Origin of the sequence: Clostridium sp. MCC328, assembly GCF_018785465.1 — a bacterium.
Taxonomy (GTDB): Bacteria; Bacillota; Clostridia; order Lachnospirales; family Lachnospiraceae; genus Pilosibacter; species Pilosibacter fragilis.
Map to the genome: position 1 here is coordinate 123,940 of NZ_WQPW01000029.1, position 20,949 is coordinate 144,888.

Genomic DNA, 20,949 nt, shown 5'->3' on the forward strand with positions numbered 1-20,949 from the left:
AGGGGGTATCTGCCGGAGTATGAAAAACGAGTATAGGATATAAAAGAATCTGCCGCTAACGGCTGTGATCATGGACTGAATGGGTGTCATGATGGAGCTGCTGGCGGCAGATTCTTGTCATAACTGCCCCTTGCACTGGACGTTCAAAACTGATAAAATGTAGAAATCAGGGGACTTTGGAAAAAGGCCCCTTAAATGCGTTGCGGTTTTGAAAAATAAGATTCTGCATTGACCGCGGAAGGGAATACCTGGCGGCCAGCGGAAATTCGAAAAGGAGATAAAAATGTTAATTATTGCAGGTCTCGGAAACCCGGGAAAGGAATATGAAAATACAAGACATAATGCGGGCTTTATGGTCATGGATGCCCTCGCGGAGAAGATTGGGGTAGATATCTCTGAGAAGAAGCACAAGGCGCTCTGTGGGAAAGGCGTCATCGGCGGGGAGAAAGTGATCCTCATGAAGCCGCAGACGTATATGAACTCCAGTGGGGAGAGTATCCGCGCGGCGGCAGATTATTATAAGGTAGATCCGGAGGATATCTTGATCGTGTACGACGATATCAGCTTGGCACCGGGACAGTTACGGATTCGCGCCAAGGGAAGCGCGGGCGGACATAACGGAATCAAGAGTATCATCGCTCATCTTGGGACACAGGAATTTCCGAGGGTGAAGGTCGGAGTCGGTGAGAAGCCGTCCCGAATGGACCTCGCGGACTATGTGCTGGGGCATTTCTCAAAGGAAGAACAGGCGACGATGGATGACGCGGTGAAGGAAGCGGCGGACGCGGTGTGCGAGATCGTAAACGTGGGGATCGCGCAGGCGATGAATGATCATAACCGCAAAAAGGAAGAGAAATAGTATTTTACAGGTAAAATCCTGCATGGATCATTGTTGAGTATGACGCTGCAAGGTATTTACTTGATAATTAAAATTATTTCAAAAAAATCTGCAATTCGAAATATTCAGAGCTAACAAAAAACAGGAGGAACCATGGCTGAAGTTTTTGCAAATCCGCTCGTAGATCTGGCGGAGTATACCGATATGAAGCAGGATCTGGACAAGGGGAAAGGCCCGGTCCAGATCAGCGGCGTGACGGATTCCCAGAAAGTCCATGTGATGCATGAACTCTCAAAGGACAATCCGTGGCGGCTCGTTGTGACCTATGACGATACCCGCGCGAAGGAGATCTTCGATGATTTCAGCTATTTTGAGCCGAATACCTGGCTGTATCCGGCAAGGGATCTTCTGTTTTACAGCTCGGATATCCACGGAAATCTTCTGACAAGACAGAGAATGCAGGTGTTTAAGCATCTGTTGGAAGATGAAGGCGGAGTTGTTGTGACAACGGTGGATGGTCTGATGGACCATCTTCTGCCGCTTTCCAGGATCAAAGAAAGCTGCCTGAATATCATGGTGGGGCAGACACTTGATATGGAGGAGATCAAGCATCTTCTCACCGGCATGGGCGGCATGGGCTATGAGCGCATGGGACAGGTGGATGGCATGGGACAGTTTTCTGTCCGAGGCGGAATTTTAGATGTGTTCCCACTGACGGAGGAGGTTCCGGTCCGGATCGAGCTCTGGGGCGACGAGGTGGATTCCATCCGTTCCTTTGATGCCGAGAGCCAGCGGTCGATCCAGCAGATGGACGAAGTTACGATCTATCCGGCGGCGGAGTTGATCCTCACGAAGGAACATATCGAAGAGGGAATTTTGCGTCTGGAAGCCGACGAGAAAAAGCAGGAAAAAGCGTTCCGGGACCAGAAAAAGCCGGAGGAGGCACAGCGGATCCGGCGGGCTGTCGGGGAGCTTGTAGAATCCTTAAAAGAGGGCTTTGATGTTCAGACGCTGGACGCGTATATTCGGTATTTCTGTAGGGATACGGTTTCATTTCTTGACTATATGAAAGAAGTGGGCGCTAAGGTCACTTTGGTGTCTTCTGGGGCAGCCGGAAAAGCATCCGAAAAGAAACAGGCAGCTGGTCTCGCGTTGATCTTAGACGAGCCCCAGCGCATGAAGGAAAAAGCGGAGACCGTGGAGACGGAGTTCCGTGAGAGCATGTCCCACCGTCTGGAGCAGGGCTATATTCTGCCGGGGCAGGCGGACCTCTTATTCGCTTCAAAGACAGTGCTAGCGGAGTGTCATACGCCTTACTCGATCTTCATGACAGGTCTCGACCAGCGTCTTCCGGGAATGACCCCGAAGGCAAAATACAGCCTGACCGGTAAAAATTTAAACTCCTATCAGAACAGCTTCGAGATCCTGATCAAGGATCTCACAAAATGGAAAAAGGACGGCTACCGCGTCGTTCTCCTTTCCGCGTCGAGAACCAGGGCGAGCCGCCTTGCTGGGGACTTAAGAGAGTATGACCTTCGCGCCTTCTGCCCGGAGGATGCGGGGCGCCCGGTGGCTCCCGGGGAGATCATGGTCACCTACGGAAAGCTCCACAAGGGCTTTGAGTATCCGTTGATCAAGTTCGTCGTCATCACCGAGGGCGATATGTTTGGCGTGGAAAAACGGAAGAAGAAGCGGAAAAAGTACAATTACGAGGGAAAGAAGATCAGCAGCTTCTCCGAACTTTCCGTCGGCGACTACGTGGTGCATGAGAGCCATGGTCTCGGTATCTACAAGGGAATCGAGAAGATCGAGCAGGATCATGTCATCAAGGATTATATCAAGGTCGAGTACGGTGACGGCGGAAACCTCTATCTTCCGGCGACCCGTCTGGAGGGGATCCAGAAGTATGCGGGGGCCGACGCGAAGGTTCCGAAGTTAAATAAGCTTGGCGGAACCGAGTGGACGAAGACGAAGACAAAGGTCCGCACGGCAGTCCGGGAGATCGCGAAGGAGCTTGTGGAGCTCTATGCGGCGCGCCAGGACGCGGAGGGCTTCCAGTATGGACCGGATACGGTGTGGCAGAAGGAATTTGAAGAGATGTTCCCCTATGATGAGACGGACGACCAACTCACCGCCATCGACGATACGAAGCGGGACATGGAGAGCAAGAAGATCATGGACCGCCTGATCTGCGGGGATGTGGGCTACGGAAAGACAGAGATCGCGCTTCGGGCAGCTTTTAAAGCCGTACAGGAAGAAAAGCAGGTGGTCTATCTGGTCCCGACAACGATCCTCGCGCAGCAGATCTACAATACCTTTGTCCAGAGAATGAAGGATTTTCCGGTGCGGGTGGACATGATGTCGCGCTTCCGGACACCGGGGGAGATGAAGAAGACAGTAGAAGGACTGAAAAAGGGGTATGTGGATATTATTGTCGGCACACACAGAGTCCTGTCGAAGGACGTACAGTTTAAGAACCTTGGACTTCTGATCGTCGATGAGGAGCAGCGGTTCGGTGTGACCCACAAAGAGAAGATCAAGCAGATGAAGCAGAACGTGGACGTTCTGACCCTGACAGCGACGCCGATCCCGCGGACTCTGCATATGAGCCTTATCGGGATCCGTGACATGAGCGTTCTAGAGGAGCCGCCGGTGGACCGTGTTCCGATCCAGACCTATGTCATGGAGTACAACGATGAGATGATCCGTGAGGCGATCCACAGAGAATTAGGACGCGGCGGGCAGGTGTACTATGTATACAACCGTGTCAATAACATCGACGAGGTGGCAAACCATGTGGCGTCTCTCGTGCCCGACGCAAATGTGGCTTTTGCCCATGGACAGATGAATGAGCATCAGCTTGAGAAGATCATGCTGGATTTCATCAACGGCGATATTGATGTGCTCGTGTCTACAACGATTATCGAGACGGGGCTGGACATTCCGAATGCCAACACGATGATCATTCAGGACGCGGACCGTCTGGGACTTTCCCAGCTCTACCAGATCCGGGGACGGATCGGACGGTCGAACCGTACCTCCTATGCGTTCCTGATGTATAAACGGGATAAGATGTTAAAGGAGGATGCGGAAAAACGTCTTCAGGCGATCCGGGAGTTCACGGAGCTGGGATCCGGGATCAAGATCGCGATGCGTGATCTTGAGATCCGCGGCGCGGGAAATATTCTCGGAGCGGAACAGCATGGACACATGGAGGCAGTCGGATATGACCTTTACTGCAAGATGCTCAACGAGGCTGTTATTGCCTTAAAGGGCGGACAGGAAGAGGAAGAGACCTTTGAGACCGTGGTGGATTGCGATATCGACGCATTTATTCCGGACGGATATATCAAGAATGAGTATCTGAAACTTGATGTATACAAGAGAATTTCCGCCATCGAGACGGATGACGAGTATATGGATATGCAGGATGAGCTGATCGACCGCTTCGGCGATATTCCGAAATCCGTGGATAACCTGCTGCGTGTAGCGGAATTAAAAGCCCTGGCCCACCGCGCCTACGTGACCGAGGTGGATATCAACACCCAGGAGATCCGCATCGAACTCTACCCGAAGGCAAAGCTCGATGTCACCGGGATCCCGGCCCTCATCGCCGAGTACAAGACCGCTCTTCGCTTCGCACAGGGCGAAAAGCCAGTGTTATTCTATCAGGATAAGGGAAAGAAGCATAAGGATTGCGAGCCGATGATGGAGAAGGCAAAGGAATTGCTTGGGAAGCTGGGGGAACTGGCTGAGAGCAGGAAATAAAAGCATATGATATTAATAGCGCATTATACATAAGCAGGAAAATGAATGTAATGCGCTATTTTTATGGATAAATCCTCTTTATGTTACGGGACAGGTTAGTGTATAATATAAATGTAAGCGAACAATTTGACGAGTATGATCTAAAAGAGGTGTTTCAATTTGAAAAAGCAATCAAGTTCAGATATATTATTAAATGAAAAATGTGATAAGAGAAAAGAAATTGAAAGCATCATAGGAAAATTGAAATATAGTGAATTATCAATAAATGAAATTCCATTTGAATATCAACAGAATATGGATATTATTAGAGAAGAAAGAAAACTCAATTTAAGAAGATCTGGTAGACGCGGATTTGATGTTATCAGACAAGTGTTCTTTGTCGAAGAATGGGAAAATACAGGCGACAATGGAGATGAACTTCATCAAGATGAAAAATTGTTTGGTTCATTTGAAGAATTTTATAACTTTTTAGATGGTGATGTGTACGATAACGCTTGTTACTATCAATATAAATTTCCGAAAGATATTTTGAAGAAATATCACTTAAATATAGAAAAACTAAAAAGTAAGATATGCTTTCAAACTGAAACGATTGATGATTATGCGGAGCTTGTATTACAAAGAGATATTGATGAATATAACAGATGTGAAAAAAATAAAAGAGAAGTTAAACAATGGATAAATACCTTCAATGATTGCACTAATTACGATGAGTTGAAAGTTGTATGTAAAGAATATGAAAAAACAGCATTGTCTCAGAACCTGTTGATTTACTTTTTCTTTTATCAATATGCTTATTGCAACCAATATAGTAAGTCAAAAATGAGAATACTTATGAAGTATTTATCGGATGACTGTTATATTGATTTTAATACAGTTCAAGGATTATGCTTTATTTTTGACCCTAAGGATGTGATTGCAGAATATAATTATTCTCAGGGTACGGAAGTCACTAATGCAAAACATAAAAAGCAATTAAAAGAATTTGTAAAAGATATCAATGATAATAACATTGAAAAAGATGTTAAATGCATTTTTGACAATTTTACACACTATTATTATGAAATAACATGTATTAGTAGATATACAAATAGTAATAGTGGACAACGTTTAGAAAAGGAATATCCGATTTATATATGCCGCGCTTTTGAAAAATTTAATGATTTTATTAACTATAGAAATGGAGATTTGAGAAATTGTGATTTATCAAATGCATTTGAGTTGAATGAAGAATTTGATAAATATAAAATAGATATAACAACAAAACTACCGATGAAAAACAAAAATGTAAGTTACAAAATAAATAAGATATATAAAGATGGATATTTCTGGATTGAACAAACTTGGTATAATACTGCCAAACAAGTGGTTAAAGAAAGAACCCATAAATTTAAATATTTCTTTGATTTTGTATATTTTCTCAAAGGAAATTTATCAAATGCCAATCTTATTTTATGTATTGGATTAAAATACTTGAATGATATATCGAATTTAAATTTACATGATGCCCAGATGACTAGTGAACTTTGTGATAAATTTAAAATTCCATATGATGAATTTAAATATAATAAGAATGTTATTAGAGATTTCTCTGAGGTTGTGAAAAATGAAAAGGATACAGCGTTAATACTACAGACATCGAGAGATGAGTTTATAGGAACTGAGAATTTCTATTTAGGTAAAAGCAGAAGAATTAGTTATATTTCGGATTTACATTTGATGCATAAAATTATGGATGCGAAGTGCAGATCAAAGGAAGACGTTATTTATTTAGTGCAAAAAATTATTGATAGAATATTGTGTGAAAGTAGTGAACTAACACTTATTGGAGGAGACGTCTCCGCAGAATTTTCTGTATTCGAATTATTTGTAAGGATGTTAAGAAAAAATATAGTTGATAAACACATGGGGAAACAGTTCATATTTATTCTTGGTAATCATGAACTGTGGGAATTCCCAAATTTCACATTGGACAAAATTGTAGAAAAATATAGAAAACTATTAAAAGAAAATAATATGTATTTATTACATAATGAATTATTTTATAGAAATGAGCATGCTGATGCGAAAATTATATCCTATAATGAGCTATGCCAAATGAGGAATACTGATATTTCAGAAATGCTTCGATGGGCAAGATTAGTTATATTTGGTGGAATTGGATTCTCTGGATATAATGAGAAGTTTAATGCCAATATCGGATTATATAGAAACACGATTGATAGAACTGTAGAAATTAAGGAAAGTAAAAAATTTGAAAGTTTATATAATAAGTTGATCAATATTCTTAATGATAAGAATACTATCATATTGACTCATATGCCTAAAGAGGACTGGTCAATGAATAGTGATTACCATGGCAAGTTTGTATACGTAAGTGGTCATACGCACAAAAATATATTTTTTGATGACGGAGAACAAAGAATATATGCGGATAATCAAATTGGATATAATAATCAGGATGTACATTTAAAGAATTTCTTGATAGATAATGACTATGATTGCTTTTCGAGTTATAAAGATGGGATTTATAAAATTACAAGTCAAGAATATCAAGATTTTATGCATGGAAAGAATATTCAAATGACCTTTACAAGGGATATTTATGTACTTTATATGCTGAAGAAAAATAATTATTATTGCTTTATTCATAAATCAAAGAAGAATCAATTATGTATTTTGAATGGTGGAGCATTAAAGAAATTACGGATAAATGATATACAATATTTCTTTAGTAACATGGATCGAGTGATTAAAATCATCAAGGAACCTTTAGATAAATATACACGTTATCAAGAAAAAATCGCAGAGAAAATTAAAAAAATTGGTGGTAGTGGAAATATTCATGGATGCATTATAGATATTGATTTTTTTAATCATGTGTATATCAATCCAAATGATATGAAAATTACAGGATATCGGGCATCTGATATGGTTAATAAAATAGTGTATCCTAATGTAGTGGCTTTGTTAAAGGCTGAGTGTCCTGTATTGTATAGTAATTATGTAAAAATTATAGAAGAAGATAAAAACAATTTATTAGTTCCAGATATAAAACATAATGAGGTATCAGAATTACCCCTAAAATATTTAGAAACGGATATTTATCGTGTTTCGAGAGAAGTAAAAAAGATGCAAAGAATAAACGACAACATATTGACTGCATGGTATGAAGTGGATTCCGGTAGATACATTGACATAGAATATAATATTTGATATATTTAATTATATAAATAATGTTATATTTTGGAGAAATAGCATGAAAAATTTGATAAAAAAAATTAGGCTTTATTTGAACATGAGTCAAACCGAGTTCGCAGAACATATGAATGTGTCTTTTGCAACAGTGAACCGTTGGGAAAATGACCGGGCTGTTCCTAATAAACTGGCGCAGATGAGATTGTATGAGTTGTGTAAGGCACAGGCAGTTCCAGTTTATGATATGACGTTGGAGAAAATTACGGAAGCGGCAAAAAAAATAGAAGTTGTTAAAGGAATGGTGCTACTTTATCATGGATCGAAATCCGGTATAGAGAGAATGATCGAACCGAAAAGCCGGAAGCAATGCGATTTTGGCAGAGGTTTTTATATGGGAACGGATCCAAGTCAGGCACTGACGTTGATTTGTGACTATGAAAAATCAAAATTTTATATTGTCTCTATCGATACGAATAAACTTGAAATGTTAACGATACCAGCAGATATTGAGTGGGCAATGCTTGTAGCATATAACAGGGGAAGAATGGAGAGTATAAAGGGTACTGAATTTTATAACAAGTATCGAAATATGGCAGCAGGAAAAGATCTGCTTATTGGAAGCATTGCGAATGACAGAATGTTTTATGTGATTGATAATTTCTTTATTGGAAATATCACAGATGCAGCATTGGTGCACAGCCTTTCTGCATTGCAATTAGGAAGTCAGTATGTTGCTGTCTCGCAGCGAGGATGTGATGCAATTCATATCGAAGCGGAAATTGAACTTTCATATTTAGAGAGGGCATTTATTAAGGAAGTTGCTGAGGAAAATCGTGCAAGGGGAGTTTCTCTTGCGAACGATATCTGCAAGAACTACCGCCGTGAAGGTTTATTTTTTGATGAGATTCTGGATAATGCAAAAACCGGAGGAAGATAATGAATGAGATAGCTTTGAAACTTTGTGATATACAGGGAAGACTTTTTGAACTGTCGGCGGATCATAATTACGGCAGCATGGAGTTTATTAAACTGTTTATGAATTCTGAGACGGCAAAAGCATTGGATTCCGAGTATAATCGTATGCAATGGGCAGGAGAAGAATATCTTTTAGATGAGGTTATCGGAAATGCCAAGACAGAAAGATTGATTGGCGGAGAAGTATTTTCAAAAGATGTCCTGTATTGGATCGGTTATATTTATCGTTATTGGCATTATTACAGCGGTGAGGACAGCAAAAAGATATATAAACAAGCAGCAGTCGAAGTTATGAAACGAAATTATATGATGTTTCATACGATGGATCCGGTTCTTGCGATTGAGGATTTAAAAGAAATTTATAATCAGAAAAGATAAAAGAAACACGTACTGATTGAAGTAAGGTAGAATCAACTTCGGGCAGTACGTGTTTTACTTATGTGAGCAATAGTCAAAGATTGTGTTTGTATGAGAACCTGACGTTGACAGGTATCGGTGGTGCTGGGCTGGCAAAATCTATTTCTGGCACCCAAGTATCTCCTCAGCCCGCTTCACAGATTCCGCTGTCGGCGGATCCACATCTTTTAAGGTATACGGGATTCCAAGGGACTCCCATTTGTAGATGCCGAGTGTATGGTACGGAAGAACTTCCACTTTTTTTACATTGGACAGCGTATCTAAAAACGCACGGATGCCGTGAAGATTCTCATTGTCATCGGTCACGCCGGGGACGAGGACGTGGCGGATCCACATGGGTTTGCCGATCTCATTCAGGTATCTGGCGAAAGCCAGGATATTTTCGTTGGAATGTCCGGTAAGAGCGCGGTGCTTTTCCGGATCGATGTGCTTTAAATCCAGCATGACAAGATCGGTATTTTCCATGAGATCGGTGAGCTTTGAGAAAAATGGATTTTCTCTTGTAAACGGCTGTCCCGCGGTGTCAAGCACTGTGCCGACGCCGTTTTCTTTTGCAAGGCGGAAAAGCTCATTCATGAAATCGATCTGTAGGAGCGGTTCGCCTCCACTGACCGTGATGCCGCCCTCTTTGCCCCAGTAGCGTTTGTAGCGGAGCGCCTGTCTGATCAGGGCAGAGGGGGTCATTTCTTTATAATTACAGACGGAAGAAGGCGCTGCGCTGTCAGAAGCTGTATTTTGGACAGTGTTCGCATGAGCTTGAGCTGCGTTTTCGGAGATCGGTTGCTCAGAAACGGCATCAGCGTTCGCTAATTTCCATGTATCCGGATTATGACAATACCGGCACCGCATATGGCAGCCCTGAAGGAATGTCACAAAGCGGACGCCGGGTCCGTCTACGGAACCAAAACTGTCGATGGAGTGAATGTAGCCTGTTGTTTCCATATAAAAGTTTCCCTTCTCCCGGAATCTGCCGGGGATAAAAATAAAGGTAAAATGAGCAGTGCGGTGCAAAAGCGCAAACACTAAAACCTCAATGCCAAGACAGAAAAAAACTTCATAATTTAGACTCAGCCGGGAATAAACAACATTCCCGGCTGATTTTAAATGGATAAATTTACATTGCCTCGTGGCAGGTTCTTGCGATGACGTCAAGCTGCTGCTCTCTTGTCAGATCAATAAATTTAACAGCATAACCGGAAACGCGGATCGTGAAGTTTGCGTACTCCGGCTTCTCCGGATGTTCCATCGCGTCCTTCAGCTTATCAAGACCGAATACATTCACGTTGAGGTGATGCGCGCCCTGGTCAAAATATCCGTCGAGAACATGGACAAGGTTGTTCTTTCTCTCATCCTCAGAATGTCCGAGTGCGCATGGAGCGATGGTCTCAGTGTTGGAGATTCCGTCGAGAGCGTACTCATACGGAAGCTTTGCAACGGAGTTTAAGGAAGCGAGAAGACCGTTCTGCTCAGCGCCGTAGGACGGAGTAGCGCCCGGAGCAAATGGAGTAAATGCCGCGCGGCCGTCCGGGAGAGCGCCTGTTGCCTTACCATAAACCACATTGGATGTGATCGTAAGGATCGAAGTAGTCGGCTCGGAATTTCTGTAGGTGTGGTACTTCTTAACCTTCTTTAAGAATGTCTTTAACAGCCAAACCGCGATATCATCCGCACGGTCATCATCGTTTCCGTAACGCGGGAAATCACCCTCTGTTACGAAGCTTGTCGCCATACCGTTCTCGTCGCGGACAACCTTTACCTTTGCGTACTTGATCGCAGAGAGGGAGTCTACCACGTGGGAGAAGCCTGCGATACCGGTTGCGAAGGTACGCCGTACATCGGTATCGATGAGAGCCATCTCGGCTGCCTCATAGTAATATTTATCGTGCATATACTGGATCAGGTTCAGGATGTTTACATAGATTCCTGCCAGCCAGTCCATCATCAGGTCATACTTATGCATCACCTCGTCATAATCAAGATACTCGGAGGTGATCGGTGCGTACTCCGGACCAGCCTGCATCGGCTTTCCGTCCTTTGTCTTGTACTTCTCGTCTTTACCGCCGTTGATCGCGTAGAGCAGGCACTTCGCAAGGTTTGCGCGTGCTCCGAAGAACTGCATCTCCTTACCTGTCTGGGTAGCGGATACGCAGCAGCAGATGCTGTAGTCATCGCCCCATACCGGACGCATCACATCATCATTCTCATACTGGATCGAGGATGTGTCAACGGAGATCTTTGCCGCGTACTTTTTGAAATTCTCCGGGAGACGGGAGGAGTAAAGTACAGTCAGGTTCGGCTCCGGGGACGGACCCATGTTCTCTAAAGTATGGAGGAAACGGAAGTCTGTCTTTGTTACCATGTGACGTCCATCCTGTCCGAGACCTGCAACCTCCAGTGTCGCCCAAACCGGATCGCCGGAGAAGAGCTGGTTGTAGGACGGGATTCTTGCGAACTTCACCATACGGAACTTCATGGTCATATGGTCGATCAGTTCCTGTGCCTGGGACTCGGTAAGTGTACCTTCCTCGAGGTCACGGTTTACATAGATATCGATAAAGGTGGAGATACGTCCGACGCTCATAGCTGCGCCATTCTGGGTCTTAACAGCGGCAAGATAGCCGAAATAAAGCCACTGGATCGCTTCTTTTGCGTTTGTTGCCGGGCCGGAAATGTCATATCCGTAGATCTTTGCCATTTCCTTCATGCCCTTTAAGGCACGGATCTGTTCTGCGATCTCCTCTCTCTGGCGGATGATCTCATCGTACATTGCGCCATTTCCGCAGAGATCCAGGTCTTTCTTTTTCTCCTCGATCAGGAAATCGATACCGTAAAGGGCCACACGGCGGTAGTCGCCGACGATACGTCCGCGTCCGTAGGTGTCCGGAAGACCGGTTACGATGTGGCAGTGGCGGGCAGCCTTCATCTCTGGTGTGTAGGCATCAAAAACAGCCTGGTTGTGAGTTTTGTGGTATTCAGTGAAGATCTTGTGGAACTTCTCATTTACCTTATATCCGTAAGTTTCGGCAGCTTCCTCAGCCATCTTGATTCCGCCGAAAGGCATGAATGCACGTTTTAACGGTTTGTCTGTCTGGAGTCCGACGATGGTCTCGAGGTCTTTTAAGCCCTCGTCGATATAGCCCGGGCCGTAGGAAGTCAGGCTGGATACGATCTCAGTCTCGCACTCTAAGACGCCGCCTTTTTTGCGCTCCTCTTTCTGGAGCTCCTGAAGACGTCCCCAGAGTTTATCGGTAGCTTCGGTCGGAGCTGCGAGGAAATCCTCGGTTCCGTCGTACTGGGTATAGTTATTCTGGATGAATTCGCGGACATTGACCTCGTCGGTCCATTTTGCGCCCTGAAATCCTCTCCAGGCTTTTTTGAAAACATCAGCGTTTCCGTTTCGGGTATTCTGTTCAGACATGGTGGTTCCTCCTTGTTTGCATTACCATTTGTTTAAAAAGGGATCATTCTGAAATCTTCGGTTGTGAAGAAATGCTTCGCCATTATAACAGACCTTGACAGGAAAAGACAATATATTAAATGAGAATCATTATCAAAATCTGCCATATGGGAAATTTTCTCTTCAGGGAGATCTCAGCTGTTACAGAATCACAGCGCGGCGCAGAATGCGCCATCAGACAAAAGGGCAAAAAAACAGCCCACGGTCTGCGCTATGATTGCCCAGACGGTCGGCTTTCTTCGATCATACTTCACGTGGTTTATCCACTTATCCGTCAGTCATATGATCGGTATAAGCTATATATACCAGATGTTGTGGGGGAAGTCAAGTGGAAATAAAAGGTCGGACCAAAAACGCAAAGGGCAGCAATTCATATTGGTTGACGGAAATGTCCCATGCGGAGTACAATGAAACCATACTACTTTCGGGGGAAACAGGGGGGGGAATTGCGGATGCTGAGAGTACTGATCGCCGACGACGAGAGCAAGGTGTGCCAGCTGATCGAGAAGCTTGTGGACTGGGACGTGCTTGGGATGGAGGTTGTCGCAGTTGCCGAGAACGGGATCGAGGCGTTGGAAAAAATAAAAGAATTTTACCCGGATATCGTGATCACGGATATCCGGATGCCGGGATATGACGGTCTGGACCTGATCCGGTTGGGAAAAGAGGAAGCACCGAAGGCTGAGTTTGTGATCATCAGCGGTTACCGCCATTTTGAATACGCGCAGATGGCGATCCGCTACGGGGTAAACGCGTATCTTTTAAAACCGATCCGGAAGGATGAGCTGACGGAGACCTTAAAACGGCTCAGCGCTCACTTTAAGGAGCAGACAGAGCAGTTAAGCCTGGAGGAAAAGAGACAGCGGGCGATCCGGAGCGATGAGAAGAATCTCAGACAGGCATTTTTGCAGGATCTTGTGGGGAGAAGAAATAAAGAAGTCCTGACGCAGCCGTTGGATCGTATCAACCGGGAATTCCACTATCACTTTGAGCCGGGGGAATTCAGTATTGCGATCTTAAAGCTTGACGGACGCGTGTGCGATGAGGAAAAGAATGTCCGGTTTATGGCGGAGAAAGTGCAGGCTGCGGCAGGGAAGCTTTTAAACGGGTATGTAATGGAAACAGAATTGACGGAGTTAAACGGGTTCCATTTTTTCCTGCTGAATTATGATCCGGATGACAGAATGCAGATCCGCAGACAGATGAAAGCCCTGCTTTCTGAGATCAGAGTCCAGGGAGATATCTTAAAAAATCTGGCTGTGACGATGGCACTGGGAGAAGGTGTGAGGCGCCTTTCAGAGATCGGGATTTCCTTAAAAAATGCCAGACTCCTGATTGAGGAACGTTTGCTTGGCGGGACCGGAAAGCTGATGGAAGGGAGTATTGACAGCGGAGAGTCCTTCGCGGACAGTGAGAGCTTTGCGAAATTCAACGACCGGATCTCCCATACGCTCGAGAGTCTGGATCCTTTTGCCCTGCGGGAAGAACTGATCTATTTAAAGACAAAGATGCTGGCATCAAAGGAGATCAGCGGTCATGAGATCCTGCAGATGACAAAGGAGATCTGCAACCAGTATCTCTTCTTTATGAAAAAATATCGCCTGCCGGTGGAGGAAAATTTCATGGAAAATTTCAGCATCAGCGCCGACAACTGTGCTGATGCCACTGAGCTCTTCGATTACCTGACGAGACGGCTCACGAGTTCTTATGAGAAGGCATCCAGATTAAAACGCCAGGATGAGAACCGTCCGATCCGTCTTGTGAAAAAGTATGTGGAAGAGCATTTCGGGGAACCACTGACGCTGGAGGAGGTAAGCCAGATCGCGGATCTCTCACCTACTTATCTTAGCACGTTATTCAAGAAAGACACGGGAATAACATTTCTGGAATACCTTTCTAAGGTCCGGATGGATATGGCGAAGAAGCTTTTAAAGGAGACGAACGACACGGTGGCTGATATCTGCGGGAAGGTCGGCTACAGCGATGTCCGGTATTTCACAAAATCGTTTACGAAATATGCGGGTCTAAAGCCCAAGGAATACAGAAAGCTGTACTCTTGATGGAAAAGAAACATACCGATAAAAAAAACTATCTGTCAGTCCGGATCAAATGGTGCGCACTTCTCGCGGCCGGGCTGATCGGAGTGGTCTTAGCGGAAATGTGGCTGGTGCACATCCGGGAGATGCGGTCCCTTGCAGCACCGACGCTTTTTACCGCACTCTTTCTCATGCTGGCGGCAGCGGTCCATCGGCTGGTTCTTGTGCCGTACAGGGAGACGAGGAAGATATACGAGCAGTTTGTCATGGGATACGTCATGGAAGACCTGTTCAAGGTCCGCTACCCGTTCTCACCGGAGAGCGAGCAGGCAGTCCTGCGCTTAAACGAGATCATCGACCGCAGCAACCTGATCGCGATCTCGAAAAAACAGGCGGAGTATCTGGCACTTCAGAACCAGATCAACCCACATTTCCTCTACAATACACTGGAGGGAATCCGAAGCGAGGCGCTGATTGCGGGGCTTGACAGTATCGCGGAGATGACGGAGGCGTTGGCGACCTTTTTCCGGTACACGATCTCAGATCTGGAAAATCTTGTGACGCTGGAGGACGAACTGGCTAATATCGAAAATTACTATTATATCCAGCAGTTCCGTTTCGGTTCAAAACTGGATCTCAGTATCCGCTACGAGCGGGACGGGGACGATGATTTCAGTGAAATGGACTTTTTACAGTGCAAGCTCCCAAAACTGACACTGCAGCCCATCGTTGAGAACTCTATTTACCACGGAATCGAGAGGAAGATCGGAAAAGGCCACCTCGTGATCCGTATTAGTGCCAGCGAGGAACGGCTTTATATCAGAATCTCCGATGACGGACAGGGAATGACGGACGCGAAGTTAAAGGAACTGAATGAAAAACTGCGCCGCCTGGGCGACGAGACGGACGACCCGGAAAAAGACGGGGAGAAAAAGCAGACCAGAGGCGGAATCGCCGTCGTGAACGTCAACCGGCGGATCAAACTGCTTTTTGGCGAGGAATATGGCATCCATGTTTACAGCAAAGAGGAAGTCGGAACCGATGTTGTGGTAGAGCTCCCTCTTGTGCGGGAAGAAAACAGGCAGGGGGGATGGCGGTGAGAAAGGAACTTCTCAGAATTTCCCATGTGAGTCTGGAACGGGACGGGGAGCAGCTTTTAGATAATCTCGAGTTCCAGATGTTTGCCGGTGAGATCTTTGGTCTCGTGGCGCGGAACCGGAAAGGCCAGAAGGAGATGGTGGATCTGATCTGCCGGAACGATCCGATCACGCTGGGGTCTGTCTGGTATGACGGGAAGATCGTAAACAGCTACTCTTACAGCAGCGGGGAGTCCAATAAGGTGGCGCTCATCGAACAGAAGAGCCATCTTGTGCAGGGCTTAAGCGTTGTGGACAACCTTTTTATCCTGCGGGAAGGTTTTAAAAAGTACTTTATCAACGAACAGGTGATCTTTCAGCAGGCAGTACGGTTTATGGGAGAACAGGGACTTGAGGTCGAGCTCAATAAGCGGGTGGAAAACCTTTCGGAGCTGGAGCGGTGCTTTGTGGAGCTCGGCAAAGCACTGTTATCCGGCTGCCATCTGGTCATCGTGGACAATCCGTCAAACTACCTGAGTGAATATGAGCTTTATAAGTTTCAGCGGATGTTAAAAAAGATCCGGAAAGAGGGGATATCCGTTCTCTATATCGGAAACCACCATCAGGAGCTCTTTAAGATCGCGGACAGGACGGCCCTTTTTTCTGACGGGTATATCTACAAGGTCTTTGAGCGGGATGAGATGACGGACGAGAACATGGCGCCCTATACGTCGGAATGGAAGATCCTGTCGACGGAAAATGAACAGGAGAACGATGACGGAATCCTGCATTTTCACACGGTGGGGGCCGGAAATCTGAACGGGCTGAGGTTTATTTTACACCGTGGGGAGTGTGTGACGCTCCTTGATAAGGAAAATAAGATCGCCGGGGACATGATGGACCTTATGACCGGGAAAATGCGGTGTAAGTCCGGATGGATCACGGTGGATCATGTGACTTATACGCAGAAAAAAGCAGGGAATTATCTGGATGAGGGGATCGCTGTAATTCCGGCGGACGGGGTGAACCGCCTTTTGTTTCTGGAAATGAGTTATATGGAGAATCTGACATTCCTTCTTGACCGGAAGCTGAAGAAGAGCCTGATCCCGGGGAAGATCTATAAGAGCATCCACTCGGAGTATCTGCCGCTTGTGGGGCCGGTGATCGATGCGCCCTGTGTCCGGGATATCCCGCAGGAAGACCAGTTCGCGCTGCTTTACCATAAGATGAATCTTCTCAGACCGCGGGTCATGATCTGCATCCAGCCGCTGGCAAAAGGAGATATGTTCTGCAGAATGAAGATCTTAAATGCCCTGCGGGAGATCCAGAAGCAGGGAACGGCGATCCTTATGATCACCTCCAGCGTCTCAGATACCATGGACATTTCCGACCGTCTGCTTGTGGTGGAACAGGGGAAAGTTGCGGCATCGTATGACAGGAGCGAGTTCAAACGTATTGTGAGGTAGAGCACTCGTTCTGGCAATAACATTGTATAGCAGGTCTGTGCACCCCGCTGCGCTGACCGTAAGAAAGATCAGGCTGTTGTATACATCAAAATATTGTCCCCCATAACCGTAGGATTGTCCTCTGTTAGGGGGGAGATTTTTCATGTAAGATGGAACTAACAGGAGGATCATATGAACGAATACATAGGGATTGATATCGGCGGAACGAAGATATCGGTGATCCGTGGGGACGCGGCAGGAAATATCCTCGAAAAGAAAAAATTCGCGACGAAAACGAAGGACGAGACCTTAAAAGAGATCTTTGAGGGCGTTTCGGAGCTCATGAATGAGCATGTAACCTCCATTGGTGTCAGCTGCGGCGGACCGTTAAACAGTAAGACGGGCGTGATCTTAGGACCGCCGAACCTTCCGGGCTGGGACGAAGTACCGATCACGGACATGCTCACAGAAACGTTTGGGATTCCGGCATATCTAAAGAATGATGCGGATGCCTGCGCAGTGGCGGAATGGAAGTTCGGAGCCGGAAAAGGCACGGAGAACATGATCTTTCTCACCTTCGGAACGGGAATCGGCGCGGGACTGATCTTAAACGGGAGACTCTATGAAGGAAGTACCGGAATGGCCGGCGAGACAGGCCATTTAAGACTCTTTGAGACCGGACATATCGGTCACGGAAAAGCCGGATCCTTTGAGGGATATGTGAGCGGCGGCGGGATCGCCCAGTACGGAAAAGGAACTGCAAAAGAACTCGGAAAACGGGCGGCGGAAGGTGATCCTGAGGCGCTGGCACTCTGGAACGAGATCGGCGAAAATCTCGGAAAGCTTCTGGCGATCCTGATCGATCTCTTTAATCCGGAGGCGATCGTCATCGGAAGCATCTACGCGCGGGCCGGAGAGTACATGAAAGCGGGCATGGAAGCCGTCATTGAAAAAGAGGCACTGCCCGGAAACGTGAAGGCCTGCAGGATCCTTCCGGCAGGACTGGGAGAGAAGATCGGAGATATTGCGGCGCTGAGTGTTGCGATGCATACGAAATAAAATCGAAAATGTGGCTGCAAACGCCGGATGAAGGCGCAAAACAGCTGCAAAGGGAGTAGACAGAAAGCGGGGGAGAAGATGGGCGAAGTAATTGTTTCAATGAAAGACATCGTCAAGACATTCCCGGGCGTAAAAGCCCTGGATCATGTGAATTTTGAACTCCGTTCCGGTGAGGTCATGGCACTTCTCGGAGAGAACGGAGCGGGGAAATCCACATTGATGAAGATCTTAAGCGGCGTCTATACGAAGGACAGCGGGACGATGACGATCTTCGGAACGGAATATGAGAATCTGACTCCGAAACAGGCACAGGCCGTCGGCGTCGCGATCATTCACCAGGAATTAAACATGTGCCGCCATTTATCGGTTGCGGAAAACATGTTCCTTGGAAGAGAAAAGGTAAACGGGATCGTCTTAAATGACAGGGAGATGGAAGCGGAAGCGGCAAAGATCCTCGGGGACTTAAAGATCGATATCGATCCGCGACAGACCGTCGGCGATCTTCCGGTATCCAAGCAGCAGATGGTCGAGATCGCAAAAGCACTTTCGATCCACGCGAAGATCCTCATCATGGACGAACCGACCTCATCCCTGACAGCGAAGGAGATCGAAGAGCTGTTCCGGATCATCCGTCAGTTAAAGGCGGACGGATGCGGAATCGTCTATATTTCCCATCGTCTGGAGGAACTCAAGGCCATCGTTGACCGTGTAACGATCATGCGGGATGGCCAGTATATCACAGACGGAAACTTTAAGGATATGACTATGGATCAGATCATCGCGAACATGGTCGGCCGTGAGATCAAAGAACAGTTCCCGAGAGTCTCCTGCCCGAAAGGAAAGAAGATCTTCGAGGTGAAAAACTTAAATGCCGGACATCTCGTCCGCGACATCAATTTCTCCCTCTATGAGGGCGAGATCGTCGGATTCGCGGGACTGATGGGAGCGGGACGTACCGAGACAACGAGAGCGATCTTCGGAGTTGACCCGAAGACCAGCGGGGAGATCTTTCTGGATGGAAAAGAGGTAAAGATCAGTTGTCCGATGGACGCCATCAAAGCCGGAATCGTTCTGGCACCGGAGGACCGCAAAAAAGACGGCCTCTGCACGAAACTGAGCATCCGCCACAATCTGGCGCTTCCGAATCTGGATCTGATCTGCAGCAAGCTTGGTGTTATCAGCAGAAAGCAGGAGGATGACCTCTGTGAGAAAGCAGTGAAGGATCTTCTGATCAAGACCCCGACGGTGGAAGTCAATGCGGGCAACCTCTCCGGTGGAAACCAGCAGAAGGTCGTTGTCGGAAAATGGCTGGCGAGAAACTCGAGAGTCGTGATCTTCGACGAGCCGACGCGAGGCATCGACGTAGGCGCGAAGGTCGAGATCTACAACCTGATGAATCAGTTGAAGAAACAGGGAATCGCCGTTATGTTCGTCTCCTCGGAGATGCCGGAGGTCTTAGGAATCGCGGACCGTGTCATCGTCATGTGTGACGGAAGGATCACCGGTGAGGTCATAGCGAAAGAGACGACCCAGAACGAGGTACTGAAGTTCGCAACTGAGTTCGAGCAAAAGAAAGCCGTTGGATGAGGGAGGACAGGATGATGAATGAAAAGAAACAGAGCGCAGTAAAGCGGATCCTGGGAACGCGCGGAATGGGAGCGGTCATCACCGCCTTCGCAGGTCTGATCATTATTTATGTAGCGTTCGGTCTTATCGACCGTAAAGTATTTGCCGGACAGAATGTCATGAACCTTTTACGATCCATGTCAAAATATCTTCTGATCGGCGTCGGACAGAGCTATCTTCTGATCACCGGAAATATCGATCTTTCCATCGGCTCCATGGTCGGAATGAGCGCCATGATCTCGGCAACCCTGATGGCGATGGGCGTGAACCCGTTCGTGGCTATCGCAGTTGCAATGATATGCTGTCTGGTCACAGGTGTTGTAAACGGTATGTTAGTCGGAAAGTTTAAGCTTCCGCCGTTTATTGCGACCCTTGGTACCATGTTCGTGACACGAGGCGTTGCCTACATGGTCAACAATAACCGAAACACGGACGCCATCGCCACCGGTATCGGAAAGGAAGCAGGAGATAAGTTCCAGAACTTCTTCTATTATGGAAAGACACTTGGTGTTTACAACACCTTCTGGATCGCTCTCGTGATCTTTCTGATCTTCTTCTTCCTGCTCTCAAAGACCCGTACAGGAAGACATATTTACGCCATCGGCTCCAACGTGGATGCTGCGAAACTGTCCGGTGTGAATGTTGTAAATACAACAATTAAGGCATATCTGGTAAGTGCTGTCTGCGCGTGTGTCGTTGGTTATATCCTCTGCGCACAGGCAGGAATGGGCAACATGGAAGCAGGAAACATGTACGAGATGTACGGTGTTGCGGCCGGCGTTATCGGCGGCATCTCCCCGCTCGGCGGAACAGGACTTCTGCTCGGTACATTCGCAGGCGCGGCTGTATGGCAGACACTTGAGAACGGACTGAACATGATCGGTGCACAGGTCGGCATTCAGAGACTGGTCATCGGTATCATCGTTGTATTCTCCGTACTCTTAGACGTAGTTGTCCGTTCCGGAAACTTTGGAAAGAAAGCCACTAAGTAAAAACGCAGCTGCTACTTGCGTGCGGGCGCACAGTCCGTCTGGCTGTCTGACAACATTTTATC

13 protein-coding genes and 1 riboswitch are annotated in these 20,949 nt (G+C 46.5%); of the genes, 11 read left to right on the forward strand and 2 right to left on the reverse strand.

Going from position 1 to position 20,949, the window contains the following annotated elements; genetic code table 11:
• Positions 1-283 precede the first annotated feature (283 nt).
• The 5 genes from pth (at position 284) to GPK83_RS06105 (ending at position 9,157) form a co-directional block, all read left to right on the forward strand.
• On the forward strand, positions 284-859 hold the full coding sequence (pth, locus tag GPK83_RS06080; protein WP_215704277.1) for an aminoacyl-tRNA hydrolase: 576 nt from the start codon (positions 284-286) through the stop codon (positions 857-859).
• Between the two features lie 132 nt (positions 860-991).
• Positions 992-4,606, forward strand: a complete 3,615-nt coding sequence (gene mfd / locus GPK83_RS06085) for a transcription-repair coupling factor (RefSeq protein WP_215704278.1) — start codon at positions 992-994, stop codon at positions 4,604-4,606.
• 159 nt (positions 4,607-4,765) lie between these two features.
• Positions 4,766-7,822, forward strand: coding sequence for a metallophosphoesterase (locus GPK83_RS06090; protein ID WP_215704279.1), 3,057 nt, complete (start codon positions 4,766-4,768; stop codon positions 7,820-7,822).
• A 43-nt stretch (positions 7,823-7,865) separates the two neighbouring features.
• Positions 7,866-8,741, forward strand: coding sequence for a DUF3990 domain-containing protein (locus tag GPK83_RS06100; RefSeq protein WP_252196246.1), 876 nt, complete (start codon positions 7,866-7,868; stop codon positions 8,739-8,741).
• Positions 8,741-9,157 carry a hypothetical protein gene (locus GPK83_RS06105; RefSeq protein ID WP_215704280.1) on the forward strand — a complete coding sequence of 139 codons (417 nt, stop codon included), beginning with the start codon at positions 8,741-8,743 and terminating at the stop codon, positions 9,155-9,157. Before GPK83_RS06100 ends, GPK83_RS06105 begins: the two co-directional genes overlap by 1 nt.
• 138 nt (positions 9,158-9,295) lie before the next feature.
• On the opposite strand, the gene GPK83_RS06110 is transcribed toward GPK83_RS06105, so the two are convergent.
• Together GPK83_RS06110 and pflB are read right to left on the reverse strand one after the other, a co-directional pair.
• The gene (locus GPK83_RS06110) at positions 9,296-10,138 is read right to left on the reverse strand and encodes a radical SAM protein (protein WP_215704281.1); all 843 of its coding nucleotides are present in this window, start codon (positions 10,136-10,138) and stop codon (positions 9,296-9,298) included.
• 172 nt (positions 10,139-10,310) lie between these two features.
• The gene (pflB, locus tag GPK83_RS06115; protein ID WP_215704282.1) at positions 10,311-12,614 is read right to left on the reverse strand and encodes a formate C-acetyltransferase; all 2,304 of its coding nucleotides are present in this window, start codon (positions 12,612-12,614) and stop codon (positions 10,311-10,313) included.
• Between the two features lie 251 nt (positions 12,615-12,865).
• Positions 12,866-12,945: riboswitch (ZMP/ZTP riboswitch) on the reverse strand.
• A 160-nt stretch (positions 12,946-13,105) separates the two neighbouring features.
• Here pflB and GPK83_RS06120 point away from each other — a divergent pair.
• The 6 genes from GPK83_RS06120 to GPK83_RS06145 all read left to right on the forward strand — a co-directional run bounded on the left by GPK83_RS06120 (position 13,106) and on the right by GPK83_RS06145 (position 20,887).
• Positions 13,106-14,713 (forward strand): response regulator, encoded by a 1,608-nt coding sequence (locus GPK83_RS06120; RefSeq protein WP_015552476.1) that lies wholly within the window; start codon positions 13,106-13,108, stop codon positions 14,711-14,713.
• On the forward strand, positions 14,713-15,789 hold the full coding sequence (locus tag GPK83_RS06125; RefSeq protein WP_015552477.1) for a histidine kinase: 1,077 nt from the start codon (positions 14,713-14,715) through the stop codon (positions 15,787-15,789). The genes GPK83_RS06120 and GPK83_RS06125 overlap by 1 nt, the downstream gene beginning before the upstream one ends.
• The gene (locus GPK83_RS06130) at positions 15,786-17,231 is read left to right on the forward strand and encodes an ATP-binding cassette domain-containing protein (protein ID WP_120040639.1); all 1,446 of its coding nucleotides are present in this window, start codon (positions 15,786-15,788) and stop codon (positions 17,229-17,231) included. Before GPK83_RS06125 ends, GPK83_RS06130 begins: the two co-directional genes overlap by 4 nt.
• A 171-nt stretch (positions 17,232-17,402) precedes the next feature.
• Positions 17,403-18,269, forward strand: coding sequence for an ROK family protein (locus tag GPK83_RS06135; RefSeq protein WP_015552479.1), 867 nt, complete (start codon positions 17,403-17,405; stop codon positions 18,267-18,269).
• Between the two features lie 78 nt (positions 18,270-18,347).
• Positions 18,348-19,856: a sugar ABC transporter ATP-binding protein gene (locus tag GPK83_RS06140; RefSeq protein WP_015552480.1), complete on the forward strand. Its 1,509-nt coding sequence runs from the start codon at positions 18,348-18,350 to the stop codon at positions 19,854-19,856.
• 14 nt (positions 19,857-19,870) lie between these two features.
• On the forward strand, positions 19,871-20,887 hold the full coding sequence (locus GPK83_RS06145) for an ABC transporter permease (RefSeq protein ID WP_015552481.1): 1,017 nt from the start codon (positions 19,871-19,873) through the stop codon (positions 20,885-20,887).
• The last annotated feature ends 62 nt before the right edge of the window (positions 20,888-20,949 follow it).